At 59.9% G+C, this 18,450-nt stretch carries 20 protein-coding genes and 2 pseudogenes; 7 read left to right on the forward strand and 15 right to left on the reverse strand.

What is annotated here, in order from left to right:
- Positions 1-35: 35 nt before the first annotated feature.
- The 4 genes from cmaA2 to DB708_RS28270 form a co-directional block, all read right to left on the reverse strand.
- Positions 36-944, reverse strand: a complete 909-nt coding sequence (gene cmaA2, locus DB708_RS24750; RefSeq protein ID WP_108926100.1) for a cyclopropane mycolic acid synthase CmaA2 — start codon at positions 942-944, stop codon at positions 36-38.
- Between the two features lie 10 nt (positions 945-954).
- On the reverse strand, positions 955-1,488 hold the full coding sequence (locus tag DB708_RS24755; protein WP_108926101.1) for an FAS1-like dehydratase domain-containing protein: 534 nt from the start codon (positions 1,486-1,488) through the stop codon (positions 955-957).
- Between the two features lie 47 nt (positions 1,489-1,535).
- Positions 1,536-2,453: an HAD family hydrolase gene (locus tag DB708_RS24760; protein ID WP_108926287.1), complete on the reverse strand. Its 918-nt coding sequence runs from the start codon at positions 2,451-2,453 to the stop codon at positions 1,536-1,538.
- A gap of 168 nt (positions 2,454-2,621) precedes the next feature.
- On the reverse strand, positions 2,622-3,104 hold the full coding sequence (locus tag DB708_RS28270; RefSeq protein WP_369692936.1) for an ADP-ribosyltransferase domain-containing protein: 483 nt from the start codon (positions 3,102-3,104) through the stop codon (positions 2,622-2,624).
- On the opposite strand from DB708_RS28270, the gene DB708_RS24770 reads away from it, so the two are divergent.
- Positions 3,063-4,457 carry a type VII secretion protein EccE gene (locus tag DB708_RS24770; protein WP_108926103.1) on the forward strand — a complete coding sequence of 465 codons (1,395 nt, stop codon included), beginning with the start codon at positions 3,063-3,065 and terminating at the stop codon, positions 4,455-4,457. The genes DB708_RS28270 and DB708_RS24770 overlap by 42 nt on opposite strands.
- Positions 4,458-4,665: 208 nt before the next feature.
- A complete protein-coding gene (locus tag DB708_RS27350) occupies positions 4,666-4,935 on the forward strand; it encodes a hypothetical protein (RefSeq protein WP_165839915.1) in 270 nt (89 codons plus the stop codon).
- Between the two features lie 222 nt (positions 4,936-5,157).
- Here DB708_RS27350 and DB708_RS24780 read toward each other — a convergent pair whose 3' ends face one another.
- Positions 5,158-7,086, reverse strand: a complete 1,929-nt coding sequence (locus DB708_RS24780) for a tRNA-dependent cyclodipeptide synthase (RefSeq protein ID WP_108926105.1) — start codon at positions 7,084-7,086, stop codon at positions 5,158-5,160.
- A 557-nt stretch (positions 7,087-7,643) separates the two neighbouring features.
- On the opposite strand from DB708_RS24780, the gene DB708_RS24785 reads away from it, so the two are divergent.
- Entirely contained in the window at positions 7,644-7,880 is a 237-nt protein-coding gene (locus tag DB708_RS24785; RefSeq protein ID WP_108926106.1) for a hypothetical protein, read from the forward strand.
- A 171-nt stretch (positions 7,881-8,051) separates the two neighbouring features.
- Here the strand turns inward: DB708_RS24785 and DB708_RS27105 are convergent, their stop codons facing one another.
- The 10 genes and pseudogenes from DB708_RS27105 to DB708_RS27355 form a co-directional block, all read right to left on the reverse strand.
- Entirely contained in the window at positions 8,052-8,420 is a 369-nt protein-coding gene (locus DB708_RS27105; RefSeq protein ID WP_133251051.1) for a hypothetical protein, read from the reverse strand.
- Positions 8,421-8,520: 100 nt separating this feature from the next.
- Positions 8,521-9,759 carry an FtsK/SpoIIIE domain-containing protein gene (locus DB708_RS24795; RefSeq protein WP_165839916.1) on the reverse strand — a complete coding sequence of 413 codons (1,239 nt, stop codon included), beginning with the start codon at positions 9,757-9,759 and terminating at the stop codon, positions 8,521-8,523.
- Positions 9,760-9,809: 50 nt separating this feature from the next.
- Positions 9,810-10,247 carry a hypothetical protein gene (locus DB708_RS24800; RefSeq protein ID WP_133251052.1) on the reverse strand — a complete coding sequence of 146 codons (438 nt, stop codon included), beginning with the start codon at positions 10,245-10,247 and terminating at the stop codon, positions 9,810-9,812.
- Positions 10,248-10,382: 135 nt separating this feature from the next.
- Positions 10,383-11,465 carry a hypothetical protein gene (locus DB708_RS27110; protein WP_133251053.1) on the reverse strand — a complete coding sequence of 361 codons (1,083 nt, stop codon included), beginning with the start codon at positions 11,463-11,465 and terminating at the stop codon, positions 10,383-10,385.
- A gap of 380 nt (positions 11,466-11,845) precedes the next feature.
- Positions 11,846-12,619: an ESX secretion-associated protein EspG gene (locus DB708_RS24805; RefSeq protein WP_108926110.1), complete on the reverse strand. Its 774-nt coding sequence runs from the start codon at positions 12,617-12,619 to the stop codon at positions 11,846-11,848.
- A pseudogene (locus DB708_RS28275) lies at positions 12,612-12,776 on the reverse strand (WXG100 family type VII secretion target); the annotation flags it as partial. The pseudogene DB708_RS28275 and the gene DB708_RS24805, both read right to left, overlap by 8 nt.
- Positions 12,777-12,788: 12 nt before the next feature.
- A complete protein-coding gene (locus tag DB708_RS28045; protein WP_261859501.1) occupies positions 12,789-12,911 on the reverse strand; it encodes a hypothetical protein in 123 nt (40 codons plus the stop codon).
- A 218-nt stretch (positions 12,912-13,129) separates the two neighbouring features.
- A complete protein-coding gene (locus tag DB708_RS24815; protein ID WP_133251054.1) occupies positions 13,130-13,330 on the reverse strand; it encodes a hypothetical protein in 201 nt (66 codons plus the stop codon).
- Between the two features lie 735 nt (positions 13,331-14,065).
- Positions 14,066-14,521, reverse strand: a pseudogene (locus tag DB708_RS28280) (PPE family protein); the annotation flags it as partial.
- A gap of 93 nt (positions 14,522-14,614) precedes the next feature.
- Positions 14,615-14,914, reverse strand: coding sequence for a WXG100 family type VII secretion target (locus DB708_RS27355; RefSeq protein WP_165839917.1), 300 nt, complete (start codon positions 14,912-14,914; stop codon positions 14,615-14,617).
- A gap of 462 nt (positions 14,915-15,376) precedes the next feature.
- Here DB708_RS27355 and DB708_RS24830 point away from each other — a divergent pair, with 462 nt between their 5' ends.
- The 4 genes from DB708_RS24830 (at position 15,377) to hemC (ending at position 18,429) form a co-directional block, all read left to right on the forward strand.
- Positions 15,377-15,649, forward strand: coding sequence for a hypothetical protein (locus DB708_RS24830; RefSeq protein WP_108926114.1), 273 nt, complete (start codon positions 15,377-15,379; stop codon positions 15,647-15,649).
- A 29-nt stretch (positions 15,650-15,678) separates the two neighbouring features.
- Complete coding sequence (locus tag DB708_RS24835; protein ID WP_108926115.1) at positions 15,679-15,948, forward strand: glutaredoxin family protein; 270 nt, start codon at positions 15,679-15,681, stop codon at positions 15,946-15,948.
- 122 nt (positions 15,949-16,070) lie between these two features.
- Positions 16,071-17,468 carry a glutamyl-tRNA reductase gene (locus DB708_RS24840; protein ID WP_108926116.1) on the forward strand — a complete coding sequence of 466 codons (1,398 nt, stop codon included), beginning with the start codon at positions 16,071-16,073 and terminating at the stop codon, positions 17,466-17,468.
- A gap of 13 nt (positions 17,469-17,481) precedes the next feature.
- Positions 17,482-18,429, forward strand: a complete 948-nt coding sequence (gene hemC / locus DB708_RS24845) for a hydroxymethylbilane synthase (RefSeq protein ID WP_165839918.1) — start codon at positions 17,482-17,484, stop codon at positions 18,427-18,429.
- Positions 18,430-18,450 lie beyond the last annotated feature (21 nt).

Genomic DNA, 18,450 nt, shown 5'->3' on the forward strand with positions numbered 1-18,450 from the left:
GTGCCCCGGCGCCGGGGCACTATGCATGCAAGCGGTTACTTGACCAGGGTGAACTGGCACACGTTCGTGTAGCCGTCGCGGAACAGATCCGAGCAGCCCCGCAGGTAGTGCATGTAGATGTCGAAGGTCTCCTGCCCTTTTAGGGCGATCGCCTCTTCCTTGTGTGCCTCGAGCGCATCCGCCCAGGCGTTCAACGTCCGAACGTAGTTCCATCCGATTTCGTGATGGCGCTCGATCTTGAAACCCGCCTGGGTCGAGTAGTGATCGACCTGGTCGATCTGCGGCAACTTCCCGCCCGGGAAGATCTCCCTGAGGATGAAACTGATGAACCGCAGCAGGCTCATCGTTATCTTCAAGCCGCTGTCTTTGGTCTGCTCGGCACTGGGCACCACGATCGTGTGCAGCAGCATCCGGCCGTCGTCGGGCAGCAAGTTGTAGTACTTCTTGAAGAACGTGGCATAGCGCTCGTATCCGGCGTCACCGGCGCCATCGGCGAAGTGCTCGAAGGCGCCCAGTGACACGATGCGGTCGACCGGCTCGTCGAATTGCTCCCAGCCCTGGATTCGCACCTCTTTGCGACGCGGACTGTCGACCTCTTCGAACTTCGCCTTGTCGTGGGCGAACTGGTTCTCGCTCAGCGTCAGGCCGATCACATTGACGTCGTACTCCTGGACGGCGTGGCGCATCGTCGAACCCCAGCCGCAGCCGATGTCGAGCAGCGTCATGCCGGGCTCGAGGTTCAGCTTGTCCAGCGCCAGCTTGCGTTTGGCGAATTGCGCTTCTTCGAGCGTCATGTTGGGACGCTCTTCAAAGTAGGCGCAGCTGTAGGTCATCGACGGGTCAAGCCAGAGCTTGAAGAACTCGTTTGATTTGTCGTAGTGGGATCGGACCGCTTCGACCGGTGGCTTTAACTGGGTGCCACCTGTTTCCCCCTGTGACGTCATTAAATCGACCCTACTTTCCTGCAGAAATGGACGCAATCGCGGCGACGGTTTCTTCAGCGCCGACTTCCTGATTTGCAGCCTCACCGAGCATCGTCACGGTGCTGGTTATGAGGGGGTTCCCATCGGCATCGGTGATCTCGCTGCGGATCTCCGCGATAACGGTGCCGTGGGACTCGATTACCGAGTCTAGATACGTGTCAAAGTGCAACTTGTCGTGGGCTAGGACCGGGCGGTGAAACTTGAACTTCTGGTCTCGGTGAAGAACCCTGGCGATATTGATTGGGATGCTGAACTTGGTGAAGATGTCCAGCTGCACACGCCGGCCCGCGATCGCCAGGAACGTCAGCGGGGCCACCACGTCGGGATACCCAGCCTCGGCGGCATCAATCTCGCTGAAGTGCGTCGGGTGCTCGTCTTGCACCGAGCTCGCGAACTCCCGGATCTTCTCTCGACCGACCTCGAAGTAGTCCGGTGCCCGGTAGTGGCTGCCGATGAGGCTCTGGGTCCCCTCTGGAAGGTGCTTGGAGCCCTCTGGAGTTGTCATGGCTTTGCCCGCTCCCCACTCGAATCGTTGCTCAGCGGCGCAGCTTATCAGCGTGATTGACGTCGCGACGCCAACGCCGCCAGCGCACCGCCCGCCGCGCCGAGCGCCAGCGCCGACGGCACTCCAATCCGGGCCGCCTTGCGCGCGGTCCGGAAGTCGCGGATCTCCCATCCCCGTTCGCGGGCCAGGCTGCGTAAACGCGCGTCGGGGTTGATGGCGACCGCCGTGCCCACCAACGACAGCATGGGCACGTCGTTGTAGCTGTCGGAATAGGCCGTGCATCGTTTGAGGTTGAGGCCCTCGCGGATCGCCAGGGACCGCACGGCATGTGCCTTGCCGGGACCGTGCAGGATGTCGCCGACGAGCCGGCCGGTGAAGATGCCGTCGACCGACTCCGCGACCGTCCCGAGCGCACCGGTCAGGCCGAGCCGGCGCGCGATGGTAGCGGCGAGCTCATACGGCGTTGCGGTGATCAGCCAGACCTGCTGGCCGGCGTCCAGGTGCATCTGGGTGAGTTCGCGGGTGCCATCCCAGATCTTGTCGGCGATGATCTCGTCGTAGACGTCCTCGCCGAGAGCGACCAACTCCTCGACCGAGCGGCCTTCGATGAAGGTGAGCGCTTTGCGCCGGCCGGCGGCGACGTCCTCGCTGTTCTCCTTGCCGAGCAGCTGAAACTTGGCCTGCGCGTAGATGAATCCGACCACATCGCGATAAGTGAAGTAGTTACGTGCGGCCAGCCCGCGTCCGAAATGCACCGCGGAGGAGCCTTGCACCAGCGTGTTGTCCACGTCGAAGAACGCGGCGGCGGTCAGGTCGATCGGCGGTTGCGGGCCACCCTCCGCGGCGGTCGCTTCCTGCAAGCCTTCAAGCGCACGGGCCGCGCTGGCGTTCGTGGCCACCGATTCCAGGTCGACTCGAACGGCGGGGTCGGCGCTGATCGACTCATCCGACTCAGAGGAAGTCATCGCCACACCTCCTAGATCACCCTGCCGCCTGGTGGCCGTTATTGCGACCGCTACCAACCCTATCCGGCAGTTGCGACGGGCAGCTTTACACCTCTGGCATCCGTTGGTGTCAGAGGATCTCGCTCCCTTGCACCGGGCCGCCGCAGCTCCCGGCTCGTGGCATCACAATTATCGAGCGGGTGATGACCTGACAGTATCTGTGTGTATTGGTGGTCCGTCCGGGAGGGGCGCATCGACGTTGTCGCCCGGGCCTAAATCATCCAATTCAATAAGCGGGTAATTGCCGTATTCTCTTCTGGATCTAACTTTGAATCGTGTGCCCGATGCAAACAAGACCTCGTCCTCAGTGGAGTCTCGCGCGAACTTGGAAACATCTCGACCAAAATGAGACGTAATCAAAAAGTTAACGTCGTCCATAAATTCAGACTTAACGCCCCTCGAAAACTTCTCGGATTTCGTATAAGACTTAGTGCTGCTTGCGAATCCGGGGGCGGTAACTATTTTGTCAAGTTCGTATTCCGCAAGATTGTCACCGGAAATGTTCGAGCCGCGGAATACGACCCCTCTATACGGTTCAAGCTTGCTCAAGGCGCTATTTAGCGCAGAAATATGCTCTTCTGTCTTGCTCGGTATAGCGAGGTCCTCGGGCAAAGCCCGTTGGTGGGGCAGCGACGCACGTGGCTTTTGTTACGGCTCAACGTTATTGACAGTCTTGCTGGTGTTGTAGCGCGTGGCCCGTCGCGTACGGCTGCTCCACGTGCACTTGCTGTTGCGAGTGCTCGGGTGGCGAAACGGCTGCGCGAGTGCGGGATCCTCGCACAAACGCTGTCGGCCGCGCAGTTCGACGCGATGACTGAACTGCTGCTAGAGCACATGCCCGCCGATACGGTGCGAGAACGTTGGTCTACGATGCGCTTCGACAACGTATACGCGACAACATGTGTGGTTAATCCAGAGAAGCTGGCTGGGACCGGAATCGATACGTTGTGGCGGTGGCCGGCCGACCGCACCGTGGTCACGATCAAGCTGGCCGACACTGCCGATGGCGTTCAAGCAGGCGCGTTGGTGCGGTACGTCAGTGATCGTCGGATTCGGCGTAAGCAAGTGCGCCGCTGGATGCCCGGGGCCTTGTGGTGGACTCCGGGCATCCAGCGGCGCCTACTACAGGCCGCGCTACTTGGCAGCGATTTCGGCTTTGCTGCGGAGATCGCCACTATCAAGCTGGCGGATTTAGGCCCACTACATATCCCGATTGGGCCGGCCGGACAGATGATTGGGCGCGCGGGGGAGACGGCCGTGGCTATCTCGCTCTGGAATGACAACGAACATCCGAGGCGCTTACGTATCGATGCCCGAGTGCATCTGGCGTTAGCTCATCAGCTAGTACTTCGGGCAGTGGCTACCGGTGCGGTGGTCTCCGTGCACACCGATGATCGTGCCCGCTGGCAATCTTTGATCACTGCGGTTGACGACCCTGACCGCCTGTTCCTTGCCGCCGCTGGCGCTAAATACAGCGGAATTGCGGTATTTGACCGCAAGCCCGTCAGCGCGGTCGCGGCGCGCAGCGTAATGGTGTTGTCGTTGCCACACGACGGGCCGCCCGGGGACGGGGTGGACGTTACCTTGGTGCAGAAACAGAAATCGATGCAGATCATCACCGGTGACGTCAATCCCATTACGGTGTTGGTTGATCTCGACGAAGACTTGCGAGTCGATCCGGTTGCACGTGGCGCGGGCGAGGCCGCGCTAGGAGGCGAACCACGAACGGCTGATACTGGAGTAAGCGGGTTTCATGCTGGCTCGTCTCATCATGGGCAGGCCTCGCCAATTGAATTGGGAGGGGGCCTTTCCCGGCTTGACGTGTCGCGTGCTCAACGACGCGGCTCGTCAGGGAAATTAGACGTTGTTGCGAAGGATCGGCGGACTGCAGGGTCGCGCAGTCGACCAGCCGCCTACCAGCCGCGGCATGGTAAGGAGACCAGACCCACCGAGTTAGATAGCTGAAGTGCCGCAGCGGCGGTGACGGCGCGCGGCACACTGAGGAATGCGTGTGAGGTTCGCCTAGTGCGCGTCAGATGTCGGTCGTGTGGCGACCAGCTCGGGATAAACGGCTGCCGGTCCGTCGCTTGTTCCCCAGATTGTAACAGCGAATAAGTTCGACTTAACGTCGGAAATTGATCGGTCGATATTCGCTGTTTTGGTATTTCGGTCGGTGTTGATCCTTTCGAATACCTCGGAGCTGGAGGTGCCGAATACCGTGTCGGAAAATACGGAGGAACTGGCCGGGAGCTTCGGTGATCTCCTCACCGGTTTTGCCCTCTGCGCCCAGCTCATCCGCACGGCGCAATTTGCGCACGATGTCCTCCGCGGAATTCCGCTTCCGACCAGCCATGTGTTTCATCGTCCCTTCCAGCCCGACATCGGGCCACAGGACTCTAAAACTGGTTGGACTCATTCAGCGGAAACACGCCAGCTGCACTAGGCGGCGCCACGTTCCGTGTGAATTCGTCGGGATATTTTTCCTTGCCATAGGGTTTATCATCTCGCTTCCCCCAGATCAATCCTGGGATTAAGCGTGTCAACCACACGGGTTCAATCCGGGGTGGTCCTTAAGCTAGTTCGCTCCAAACGCTCACGGCCGGAGTCGCCCGCGCGGGAGAAATGCTTAATCCGATCCACCGCTCACCTGACAGATCAACTCGGATCAGTTCGGGGCCGGGTTCCAAACCACCGGTACGCTGGCTGGTCCTGTGAAGAACAGGTCGAGCTCCCGGGGGATCTCGTGTTCGGAGATGGCGAGGAACAGGGTCGGGAAGTGGGCGAACAGGGCCTGGTAGGCGGTGAGGAGGAACATTCGGGTTAGGGCTGTGCCCAGGCAAAAGTGGGGGCCTGCCCCGAAGGCGGCAGTGGCGTCCGTGCCGCGGTGGATGTTGAACTTGGCTGGGTTTTGGTAGTGCTCGGGGTCCCAGGTGGCACTGAGCATGGGAGTGCACACGCCCTGGCCTCGGCGGATGGTCACATTGTGCAAGGTAATGTCTTCGGTCGCGACACGCGGCAAACCTAGGACGCCACCGTTGTGGTGATAGCGAAGGACCTCTTCGACGGCCTTCGGCCATAGCGTGGGGTCGTTGATGCAAGCATTAAGCTGGTCGCGGTTGACCAACAGGGTGGCGATCCCGGTGCCCAGCGGGGAGACCAGCGGCTCGGACCCTATGACGAGCAAGTATGCCACGGTGCCCTGCAGTTCCTGCTCGCTGATCAGATCAGCTGCCCGGGCTTGGATAAGCGCCTCGATCGGACCCTGCGCCGTATCGGCGTTGGTGGTTTCGCGGAGTTTTTCCTCAATGACCTCGCTGGTGAATTCGGTGACTGCTTTGGTGGCTGCGGCCACCTGTTCGGGGCTGGCGGCGGGATTGGTCTGGGCGTGGAAACAGCGGCGGTGAGCTTGCACCTGTTCTATTGGAATCCGCAGGATGGCGGAACTTGCCGCAAGTGGCAGTGGAGCGATGTAGGCAGGGACCAAGTCGGCCGGGTTGGGGCCTTCGGCCATCGCGTCCAGCAGTCGGGCTGCATGTTGTTCGACCATGGGCCGGTACGTCTCCGCCCCCGCGCTGGTGTAGAAGCGGCTGATGACATGTCTTACCCTGGTGTGGTCGGGCGGGTCGAGATTGAAGATGCAGCCGGGGACAGCGGTGAAGTCCTCACCTACGTATCGTGGTGCGTCTTTGTGGACCAGGTTTCGGGAGAACCGCGGATCGGTGAGTACCTGAGCGATGTTGTTCTTGCGGGTCACCATCCACACCTCGGTGCCGCTGGGTAATTGCACCGGACATACCGGGCGGTGTTTGCGCGCCCACTCCAGCACCGGCGGCGGGGTCCCCAACTCGCCGGGAGGAAACGGGTAGCGCAGGGGCAGAACTGAATCCGTGGTCGCAGTCCCAATGGTGTTGGGATCGTTTTGGGCGCGCGTGACCACCGCATAGCCCTGCCCCTTCGCCGGTCGCAGGCGTATGGTCTTACCCGCGATCAGGGGTGCGAGGAGATCCATCTGGCGGTGGTAGACGAACACCGAGGTCTTCGTTCCGAAGACCTCGGGTCCGTTCACGACCAGCGGGAGTTCGGCGATCGCGTAGCTGACTGCCTGGTCGATCTGCGCGTCGGTGGGCTCATGTCCCCCCGATGCGTGCCGCACGGCTTCGCGGGCGGTCAGTCTGCAGGCCCGACGAACCTCAGGATCGTCCCGGTAGGCGTCCTCCACACGGGCTCGCGCGGTGACATAGCTCGGGCGGTTGGCCAGTGTGGTCCAGGTGTGCAGATGCTTTGAAGGACTGACGCCGGCACGCTCTAATGCACTGCGAGCGGGATTACGGAGCTGCGTCACCGCCCGGCGGGCGCGACGCACCGCCTCAGGGGCGTCTATACCTGCCGCGGTGAGGGTGTGGGCGGCCTCGTAACCGGGTAGGAATACGTCGACCTTCGTGAAGTGCGAACAAGCCCAGCCCACGAGGGCGTCGATAGTGGCCGGCTTGTAGTAGCTATTCCACGGGGAAAGCCCTAACAATACGTGCTCGGCACCCTCTACCAGCAGCGCACTCTCCGGGGAACAGGGTTGTACGAGGAACTGTGATGTCATGAGTGGCGAATTCCATCTTGGTTAGGTGAAGCGATGCGTTCGGGAATTGCGATGTCGGCACTGAAGCTAAATCTGCTGTAGAAGAAGGGCAAGCCGTTGTTCCGCTGAGCGGTTTGACGGGATTGGTCTTTCCTTGGGCATTGCAGAATGTGGCCTCGTAATCGGCGGGTGGGATGTCGCAGAGGCAGCCGTGGAGGCTGGCCCAGTGGCGTGTTCCGTTGAGACCATCACGCCATCTCTAAACCATCGAGCACCATTGATATCCGCATATGCGAGGCCACCCGGCAACCCGCGATCATCGCTGAGTAGGCATCGACGGTGGACGTTACCTTGGTGCAGAAACAGAAATCGATGCAGATCATCACCGGTGACGTCAATCCCATTACGGTGTTGGTTGATCTCGACGAAGACTTGCGAGTCGATCCGGTTGCACGTGGCGCGGGCGAGGCCGCGCTAGGAGGCGAACCACGAACGGCTGATACTGGAGTAAGCGGGTTTCATGCTGGCTCGTCTCATCATGGGCAGGCCTCGCCAATTGAATGGATAACCGTCCGGAGATGGTTCCTCAAGCGCTGCAACGGTTTTACGAGAATAAGACCGGATTGCTCTATATTCCTCCGGGCTGTCCGTGGGACAACGGTTACATCGAATCGTTCACCCTGTTCGAAGCCCGCGTGATCATCGGCGACTTCAAGACCGAACACAACCGCCGACACCGCCACTCGGCCCTGGGCTACCGGACACCGGCCGAGTACAGGTGTACCCACACCCCGGTGGCCTGCAGCATCAACTGAATCTGGATCACACCAACCTGACTCCAAGACCGGGTGGACTCAGGATCGGGGACTCGCCAGCTTGATTACCGATATCTTGGCGAAAAGGGGTAGTCGTGAACGCTGCGCCTCTAACATGACTTTGGATTATCGGTTGTGTGTACTTGTGATGGCCGGATGAATTTCGTTTGATTAATCGTTTTCGAATTCTGTTGTGTCGTTGTCACGGATGTTTGACCATGCTGCTTGGATGCGTTCAGTACGTCCGAACGTCGTTTCAACGTAACGACCTCGGCCTGGGATGCCGAATCGTTCGAATTTGACTTCCCCGACCCCGCCCTCGAACTTGTCTGCCGATAGTAATACGGCGGGTGCTCGGTCGGCGTTGAGCTGGCGCAGTAACGGATCGGAGTTTTGGGCTGTCATTAGTCCTTCGGCTTGACGAGCTATGACGAAGTGCAAGCCTCGTTCTAAGGAGTCGGTGCGCAACCAGGGAAGTAGTTGGTGAATAGGCGGGTTGGAGTGCCGCGGAGCGACAAGCTGATAGTCATCGACGATCACGAATAGCTCGGGCCCGTCCCACCAGGAGCGTGCTTTGCGCTCGGCGGCGCTGATATCGTTGGGTACTGTTCGCGACGCTAAATTGTAAATCTTGTTGAGCCTATTGATAACCGACTCCAGTTCGTTGTCGCGGCGAACAGTGGCGAACAGGTTCTTCTCGGGAATCCGCTCCAGATGGGCGATTACGTGGATCCAGTAACACTATTTCCGCGTCGTCCTCGGTGGGAAACATCCGTGCGATGCTGTCGATCACGGTGCCTATTAGCTCACTCTTTCCCGACTTAGGCTCACCGTAGATCACCAGATGCGGTTCTCGGTACATTTCGGCATACGCTGGGCGTAACGTAGATTCCCGCACTCCTAGCGGCAGACGCAGGCGTCTGCGCTCATCTGCACCGACCGGGGGAACCAACTCCGCGATCTCGCTACGGAGAAGCGAGATAGGCAGCGTACGCAGCTTTTCTACTTGTTGAGTGAACTCATGCGTTGAGATGGCTTTTATTAGGTGATCTAGGCCCGCGCCCATGTTAGCGGTGTCGGCCACGCCATCGATGCGGGGAAGCGCGATGAGTCCTTGCAGTTCCGAGCCGCTAGTGATAGCACGACCCGCAGCCTGAGGCCTTTCTTTGGCCAACGACGACTTGATCCTCGATATTTCGCCGCTGTGTAACTCAATAAACAGGTTGATATGGGGTCCGATACCGCGCATCTCCACGACACGAGATGTCGTGAACACGAAGTGAACTCCATAGTTGAGTGCCCCGGCGATCAGCGACTCGATCTCACCGCCGCGTCCGTTGAGGATTTGCCCAGGGGCTACGGCCGCATCCCAACCGTCGATGATCACGAAAACATCGCCGAAGGCGTCGGATGATGAGGACGAGTCAGCTCGAGTAACTAGTTCTCGATACTCCTTCATAGTTGGAATCCGATGTTCGCGAAACAATCGTTCACGACTTGCAATCAAGTCTTTCGTCTGAACCAGCATGCGATTAATCGCATCAGGGTCAGCGCGGGTAGCCACACCGCCGACGTGCGGAAGATCGAGCAACGGCGCTAGCCCGCCGCCGGCGTAGTCGATTACATACATCTGGACCCGGCGGGGATGATTGTTCAGCGCAAGCGAAGACACCAGTGTTTTGATCGCTGTCGACTTGCCCACCTGACTACCGCCGGTAAGAAGAACGTGATTATTAGTCAGGTCCACATTCCATGGCGGTTGGGTGTGGCGCAATGGGTTATCGAAGAGCCCGAATGGAACATCGAGTTGGGTAGGTGTGGTGCTGGTCAGGGAATCGAGTTTTCGCAGATTGGGATCAACCTGGTCAAGGGTTTTCACCGTCAATATGGGAAGCCACATGCGATATGCGTGATCGACGTTGGCTGACTTCAGGCGTTCGACAACAGTAGTGAAAATTGTTGGCGGGTCATGGAATTCGTCGCTAACCTAGCCAACGTGAGTTGCGGTGGTGTGGCCTCCGCCAGTGCTGCCGCGTAGGCCACCCCAAGATGGGCCGTTGACCGTATCGGGACTTGTACAGCCAAAGCGCCCACACTCAGCGTTACCCTCGGATCCAGCTGGTCAATGCTCACACCACTGCGATTGGTCGCCATCCCAAAATTGCGGCGGGCTTCGTGCGCGCCGGCGGCCACTTCAACACTTTGCTCGCCGGCGGCCAATCGGCCCAACCATGCATCGCACATCATCGGGTCAGCCAGTGTCGCCCGCATAAATGCCTCACGTGCCTGCGCCGACTCGCCATTGCGCAAATGGCGAATGCCCATTACAAATACGCTTAAAGCGTCCACGGAATTAGCTATATCCATATACGCACCCACCTCCAGCTATCGTCCAGCAGCGCATACTTTCAAACACTGCTTAGCATCGCGTTTTCTATCAAATGTAAACCAGCTGGGTAATGCGAACGCCGGCCGGTATCGGGAGATCTGGTCAATGCCTTGCTAATATCTTTCTGTTCGAGGTATTTCGTTTGATCTGCGTTCGCTTTCCGTCGGTGCCATGTGATCAATAGTCGCGCCGCCACCCCAGGGTAAGAAATCGAAATCCGTAGATTCAGGCACCCTGATTAACGGCGCATTTTCTTTGCTGGACTTATGCTTTGACTCTGCGTCCGATCGACCTCCGCCTTTCCCTGCCGATAGGGGCATCATTGGCATACCTTGCATCCCCCCTTGCATTCCCGCACTGGCTGTCGCACCCGTGTTTACACCGCTAATTTGAGGAGATCCTGCATTATTACCCAAATGGTCCCACCCCTCCGGGAATCGGAATCCGCTAGACGCCTCCGATAATCCACTAGTGTCCGGCACACGTTCACCGGCAACCTTGGCCTTGCCGCCCTGCTCGGCCTGTCCGGTGGAATTGGGGGGCTCGGCCTGTCCGGTGGAATCGGGGGCAGGACCGGATCCTCGCGACCCGGAGCGCCCCATGCTCGAAGCTAGGCCGCCAAGAGTGCTCAGGCCTGCCATGCCTGCCATTTCCAGTGCCTCAAAGCCGCCGCCACCCGAGCCGCCACCTCCGTGATGTTTGTGATGTCCGCCGCCGCCGCCGCCACCACCACCTCCGGGCGTGAGCTTTGGGATCTTTGGCAACGTTCCGTATGTCATATTCGCGGTTTTTGCTAAGCTGTAAGCCTGGTAGCCAGCATTATTGTGCGCGGTCATGATGGCGTAGGCGATAGCTGCGCCAGCCGCCACGGCAAATTCGCCGATGGTCCACCAATATTTCGCCAGATCATCGGTGAAGAGTTTTTTGCAGTCGGTGCAGGCCTTATCTGAATAAGGCGTTGCATCCCACCAGGCCATGAATGCGGCAGCCTGCTGTTTTGTGTTGTGTGAGGCGGCGCCCAACTGACCGTGCACTCCACTCAGCACAAGAAGGAATTGATTCATGGATTGCTGAATCTTTGCGACCACTGGTGCATCCCAATCGGCGGCCAGTATCGCCTGTTGCTTTTTGAGGCCGGTAATCAGGGTATCGAACGCTATGGCGCAGCTATTAAAAGCAGTCGAGGCGCCTGTCATAGGTTTAGATCCAGGCCACGGTGTCACCTTTGTGCTGTCGGTTAAATAGCCTACCCATCTTGCAAGCAGTTCCGGCGCTTGGGTCATGAGCCTTTAGCCTCCGTTCAATTATGACCGAATTAACACACCCTGTTGGCGCGCCTTTGTAATCTCTGGACAGTAATGTAACTGTCAAAAGAAACTTTTTACGATAAGTAGTTGACACCTTTGGTTGCCGCTGCGCTGAATGCTGGGAATTCGTAATCGTGATTCAGGGTGGTCGATGTCGGGCGGGTAAACCAATCCCTTGAGGGAGGCATTGCTACCAGGTCGGTTATTGCACCGAGAAATCGGGGATATGTTCCTTCGCCGATCGTCGTCACGATTCCCGTACGCTCCATTCATGTCCCCGAAATCACACGTCCAAAACTTGTGTCCGCGACGAGAACCGCAGCTGGGCAAAACGCTATCTCCGTCCCCCAGTTGCGTTCAACCATGATGTGGCAACGTTGACCTTCACCATTCATCACCGCATCGAGTACTTGTGCGGTCTGACCGTTCCTCTTTAGCGCGTTATCAATTTCCTTGGGAAATTGGCTGGCCTGGTCCTGATAGCCGGACTTGATGTTTTTCCGGGTGAAAGTTACTGATTGCATCGCAGCCGCCGGGGGATCCATATTATGCCCGGGTAACATCAGCGAATCCCATAGAGGCGCAGCAACCAAGTCGTCAACCGAGCGCCCTCGTGACCATATCGACTGAATTACCAATTCCTCACCGATACGCGCGGCCATGACGTGGTCGCCGCCCCGCTGCGCCACCACCACTCGACGCAGTCGCGGTCCCTCTCTGGCCATTGCTGAGGCACTAATATCAGGCTTACACAATACGTACAACCAGGCGGCTAACGCACGATCGATATCTCCGTCAGAATTGATTAGTTGCGCATCGAGAAGGGCCGAAAATGCGTGATCGTCGATTGCCTGTTGCTCGCGGCTAGTGAGGCCACGAGAATAGAGATCCAGTGTCAACGGCGCTGAGTTGAGGCTTAGTTTTTTCATAAGATAGAGGACGGAGTCGGTGTCTAGATATGCGGCGGCCAGAAGAGGTGTTCTGGAATTATGCACAGTTGCCACTTTCGAGATGTGGTTGATGTATTGGGTGTTGTTAGACATCGAACATGCCGGCTATTTGGTTATCGGTGTGTTGCATATCGTTGTTAGCGGTGCATAGATTTTGAATAGCCCGAGTTGTGACGTCAATGATGTCTTGGTTTGCTTTCGTGAACTTTTGGAATGCGTCTTGGAATGAGGTGCCCGAGGAGCCATCCCATGATGCCGCTAATCATGATTGGGCGGCATTGCCTTCGGAGAGCAGTTCCTGGGATCGGGAGACTACTCCTTGCAAAGATCCGGCCCCGGATTCAATTCCGGCGTGGTTGTACAGGATAGTACTGTCGTCAGACATGTCTACACCTCTCGATTTCGTATTTACTGATTACATTGTGGAGATCAACGATGTGGGCCAGGTATCAATGAGTGCGCGGGACGGGTTGATGTTCGGGATGCTCACACGATGCTTTGAAAATACGACGCGCTTGTCTCTTCCTGGTGCTGAACCATGTTGATGCCCTGACCCAGATTTGCTGTTATACCGTCAAGCGTGTCATTGTTTTTTTGGCAGACTTAATGAATCTCCTGGGCGTGATTGAAGAACGCGTTTGCCATGCGCCCCTTCGCGGAGCCCATGATCTCATCGGTCACCCCAAGCAGTTTCTTATTATTTGCAGAAGTTTCCTCAACTAACGCAACGAATTTTTTGGTTTGCGCTGCTTGATTATTAAGATCCTGTCGAAATTGTCCAGCCATTAGTTTCTCACCTTTCACAATCGAAAATTTATCACCATGTCGCGTCAAGCATTTAGAGTTATTATCTAAGGGGCCTCCTCTGCCGGGACGGATGCGGATGGGTTACGTGGGCATTCCGCGTCGTCGCCGACTACGGCCAGAAGAGGGCGACGACGGTATCGGAGTCGAATTGATTCCGGTGCGGTTAGCGGCCGCGCCATTGGGAGAGCCCATAAAGCTGTTCATGGATGGGGTGGGCAGCAGTGAAGTCCTGGTCGTCGCGGCAGGCGAACGCGAGCCAGCAGTGCTGCCGGGTAGCGCCCCTGCGCCAGCACGGGCACCAGAGCTATGCCATCCCACGGGGTAGCGAAACGCCCCCGTTTTCTTGGAAGCCCCAGAGATACCGTTTCGACTGGTGATTCGTTCGCTTCTCACCAACGACGGTTTCGCGCCCGGTGCTGAATCCGGCCGGCCGGCCGACCCGCCAGCCAGCGCGTTGGACGAGGAGAGCGCTGAATGATTCGGTATGCCACCCGTAGTCATCGACCGTAGACCCCCAATCGGTGGGATGGATGACATGGACGGAAAACCCCCCGATGGGCCAGAACTGCGGCGGTGATCATCCGGAGGCCCAGGGTCCGGATGAACTCGCTCACTGAAGACATCCGGACCTTGTGTAGGGCCCGGGTCTCCTAAACGGTCTCCTAAACAAGAGGCCGACGCCTTCGCTAACGGTGGGACAGACGCCAACGAACTAAACTGCGCGTTCACCTCGGTCGCCGCTCGATACGTCGACATGGCCGCATTGTTCTGCACGGTGTACTGCACATACTCGGCGTGCAAGCGAGCGAGCTCCGCGCTGTTTTGACCAAAAACGTTTGTGCTCTGAGCGATCGCGAGGGCGGTCCGGTTTGCCGCGATCTGAGGGAGCTCAACGATGGACATGAGCGCAGTGTTATAAATCTGGGCCTGCTGCAGAGTTCGAGCGCCGGCATCGGCCAGTGCCGCGCAATGATGTTGCGCCGCAGCAAGATAGTCGGTTATCCGTGATTGCATAGGCGCGATCGCGGCACCCGACCAACTCGACGTCAGACGTTCCGCATTGGTCGTGGTCTCACTAATAAAATTCTGATAAGCGCTTAGCGAATTGCCAAACGCCACTGATGCCGCATACATCGGTGCCGGACCCGCGCCCGTAGTCAACTGAGTTGCGATTACCTCTGGTGGCATAAACACAATAACCTCACCCCCGGGTCCGGCTTATCGGCTGTTCGGTTTGTCGTGACTACTACGGCATCATTGTGGTGATGTCGTGTGGTCGGTCTAACCGCCAGGAAACGATGTCGAATTTAATTTGTCTTGATTTTCATACGATTGAGCAGCCTCTCTCAATGCCTCGGCATATTGATTCAACTCAGTAGAGACTTGACCGGCCACCGCGATGAATTCCCCACCGAACTTGGCCGTTTTCATCGCCGCATCGGTCGACGCGTCATCCAGGCCTGCTGGCGGTAGGGCGGTCATCGCGTCCGTATGACTCTCGACCTGATCAATCATGGCCTGCGCCAATGTTTGAACCTCGCTGGCAACCGACCGAAGTACCGCAGGATCAACTTTAACCATGGAAACAATGTACGACAGCAACAGTAGGCATGGGAATAGTTTTGCGCATCTTTTTGGGCGAACCACGTGGATCGATTTGGATGATGATCGATTACTGTCATCGTTTTGGCGTGTTGGGCGCGAATGGCTTCCACGGGTGCGCCGGTGCCTAGGGCTTCGTCGAGCGCAAACTGTGCGCCCGCCGGACGCGGTCGCCGCGGAGCGCACCTTCGCCGAATTGTCAGTGGGCCAGATCATCTCGAGATGCGGAGCCGCCCAACCCCAACCTGGGGGGCGTCACTGCTTCCGGCCGCTGACGGCCGAGAGCAGGCAGATATCGGCCTGGTCGTGGGCGACGCGGGAAGCGGGATGCTGTTGCCGCCGATTTGGATATTGCTTGGCCTAGCGACTAGTTGTGCGCCGACATCCGCACGCCAATACCTAGTCTGCACAACATATTTAGAGGCTGTTGTCCTCGCCTCGATGGGCTTGGGCGCCGAACTGTGGTGGCAGTTGCCCGGCGGCGCCCCGCCGGGGTCGTCGCAGGCGATGCCGGCGCATCCCGACAGCACCGCGGTCAACGTCGAAATCGCCGATGCCATGCGCAGTCGCGCCCGCCGTTTGCAATTGGTCCAACGCCTTGCGCATTATCGCCTCACCGTGAGTCCAGTGTTGATAAGCCGCACGGGCGCGGGCTACTGCCCTCGCCAGGGGCGACAAGCCGGCCTCGGCCTCGGGCGCCCCGAGGCCGGCTAGCGGTCCGGCGCTGATGCCACACTGGGCTCATGACTCAGGCCCCCGGCCGCCCGAAGGTGGAGCTGCTGACCCGCGATGGATGCACCATCTGCGCGCGGGCCTACGCACGGTTGGCTGAGCTGGCCGGGGAGCTGGATTTCGACCTCGCGGCCACCGACGTCGACGTCGCCGCGGCGTCCGGCAACCCCGGGCTGCGGGCGGAGTTCGGCGACCGCCTACCGGTGATCTTGCTGAATGGCAGCGAGCACAGTTACTGGGAGATCGACGAGCCGCGGCTGCGCGCCGACCTCGGCCGGTAACGCTGCGGGCCCCGAGCAAGGTGTGCGCCAACTCAATATTTGGTAGCCCACCGAATAAACGTTTACCGTAGACACCAGTTCAGTTACTGGAGTAGCGAGGGAGCTGGCCAGGTGATGCTGCCGTGAGCATCTTGCTCTTCGGGGTTTCGCACCGTAGTGCGCCGGTCTCCGTTCTGGAACAACTCAGTATCGACGAATCCGACCGCAACAAGATCATCGAACGGGTCTTGCAATCGCCGCTGGTCACCGAGGCCATGGTGCTCTCGACCTGCAACCGGGTCGAGGTCTACGCGGTCGTCGATGCGTTCCACGGCGGTTTGGCCGCAATCGGGCAGGTGCTGTCCGAATACTCCGGAATGTCGATGGGCGACCTCACCAAATACGCCTATGTGCGCTACAGCGAGGCCGCCGTCGAGCACCTGTTCGCCGTTGCCAGCGGGCTGGACTCCGCGGTGATCGGCGAGCAGCAGGTGCTGGGACAGGTCCGCCGGGCCTACGCCGCCGCCGAGGCGAATCGCACGGTCGGACGGGTGCTGCATGAGCTGGCCCAACGCGCGCTGTCGGTGGGCAAAAGAGTGCACTCCGAAACCGCCATCGACGCTGCCGGTGCCTCGGTGGTCTCGGTCGCGCTGGGCATGGCCGAACGCAAGGTGGACGGGCTGGCGGGCAGGACCGCGGTCGTCGTCGGAGCCGGAGCGATGGGCGCACTGGCGGCCGCACACCTGACCCGTGCCGGCATCAACCAGATCATCGTCCTCAACCGTTCGCTGTCCCGGGGACAACGGCTGGTCCGCAAGATCCGCGAATCGGGGGTGCGCGCCCAGGCGCTGACGCTCGACCGGCTCGCCGACGCGCTGGCCGGTGCCGACGTCGTGGTCAGCTGTACCGGAGCGGTGAGCCCCGTGGTGTCGCTGGCCGACGTCCACAACGCGCTGGCCGCCGCGCAGCGCGACGAGGCCGGTCACCCGCTGCTGATCTGCGACCTGGGCATGCCGCGCGACGTCGATCCCGCGGTGGCCGGACTCCCCGGCGTCTGGGTCGTCGACGTGGAGCGGATCCAACACGAGCCCGCGGCGCACGCCGCCGCCGGCGACGTCGACGCCGCTCGCCATATCGTGGCCGCGGAGGTTGCCGCCTACCTGGCGGGGCAGCGGATGGCCGAGGTCACCCCGACAGTCACCGCGCTGCGCCAGCGCGCCGCCGACGTCGTCGAAGCCGAGCTGCTGCGGCTGGAAAACCGGCTTCCGGGACTCGAGAGCACCCAGCGCGAGGAGGTCGCCCGCACCGTCCGGCGGGTGGTGGACAAGCTGCTGCATGCACCCACGGTGCGGATCAAACAACTCGCCAGCGCACCCGGCGGTGACAGCTATGCCGAAGCCCTGCGCGAGCTTTTCGAACTCGACCAGACCGCCGTCGACGCCGTCGCCACCGCAGGCGAATTACCGGTGGTATCGACGGGATTCGACGCGGGTACGCACACCCATCCCGCGTCGGGCGGCCCAATACCGTCCGCCGAGTAGCCGATTGGCGCACGTGATTCGGTTAGGCACGCGGGGCAGTCTGCTGGCCACCACTCAGGCCTCCGTCATCAGAGACACTCTCATCGCCAACGGCCACCCCGCGGAGTTGGTGATCATCAGCACAGTTGGCGATCAGTCCTCGGCGCCCATCGAGAGTTTGGGGGTGGGCGTCTTCACCACGGCGTTGCGCGAGGCCATTCTGGATGGCCGGGTCGACGCTGCGGTGCACTCGCACAAGGATTTGCCAACCGCCGACGACCCGAGGTTCACCATCGCGGGGATACCGGCACGCAACGACCCGCGCGACGCGCTGGTTGCGCGCGACAGGCTGGTGCTCGGGGAGTTGCCGGCAGGTTCGCTGGTGGGGACATCTTCGCCGCGGCGGGCCGCACAGCTTAGAGCACTGGGTCTCGGTTTGGAAATCCGCCCCCTACGAGGCAACCTAGATACCAGGTTGAACAGGGTAAGTAGTGGTGATCTTGACGCTATCGTGGTGGCCCGGGCCGGACTGGCTCGATTGGGCCGGCTCGCTGATGTCACCGAGACGCTAGAGCCGGTGCAAATGTTGCCAGCACCGGCTCAGGGCGCGCTCGCCGTGGAATGCCGCGCTGATGACAGCCGGCTGGCGGCAGTGCTGGCGGAGTTGGACGACTCCGACACACGTGTTGCGGTCACCGCGGAGCGAACTCTGTTGGCCGAATTGGAGGCGGGTTGCTCCGCACCGGTGGGAGCGATCGCTGAGGTGGTCGAGTCCATTGATGAGGACGGGCGCGTCTTCGACGAGCTGTCGCTGCGTGGTTGCGTGGCGGCGCTGGATGGATCGGATGTGATCCGTGCGTCCGGCATCGGCGCTCCGCAGCGGGCTCGAGAGTTGGGGCTCTCGGTGGCCGCGGAGCTGCTGGAGTTGGGCGCGGGAGAGCTGATTGGGGGAGCGCGGCAAGACCCCGCGCAAGGAAACTGAATGAGAGTGACTTGGGAGCGA

Origin of the sequence: Mycobacterium montefiorense (genome assembly GCF_003112775.1) — a bacterium.
Taxonomy (GTDB): domain Bacteria; phylum Actinomycetota; class Actinomycetes; order Mycobacteriales; family Mycobacteriaceae; genus Mycobacterium; species Mycobacterium montefiorense.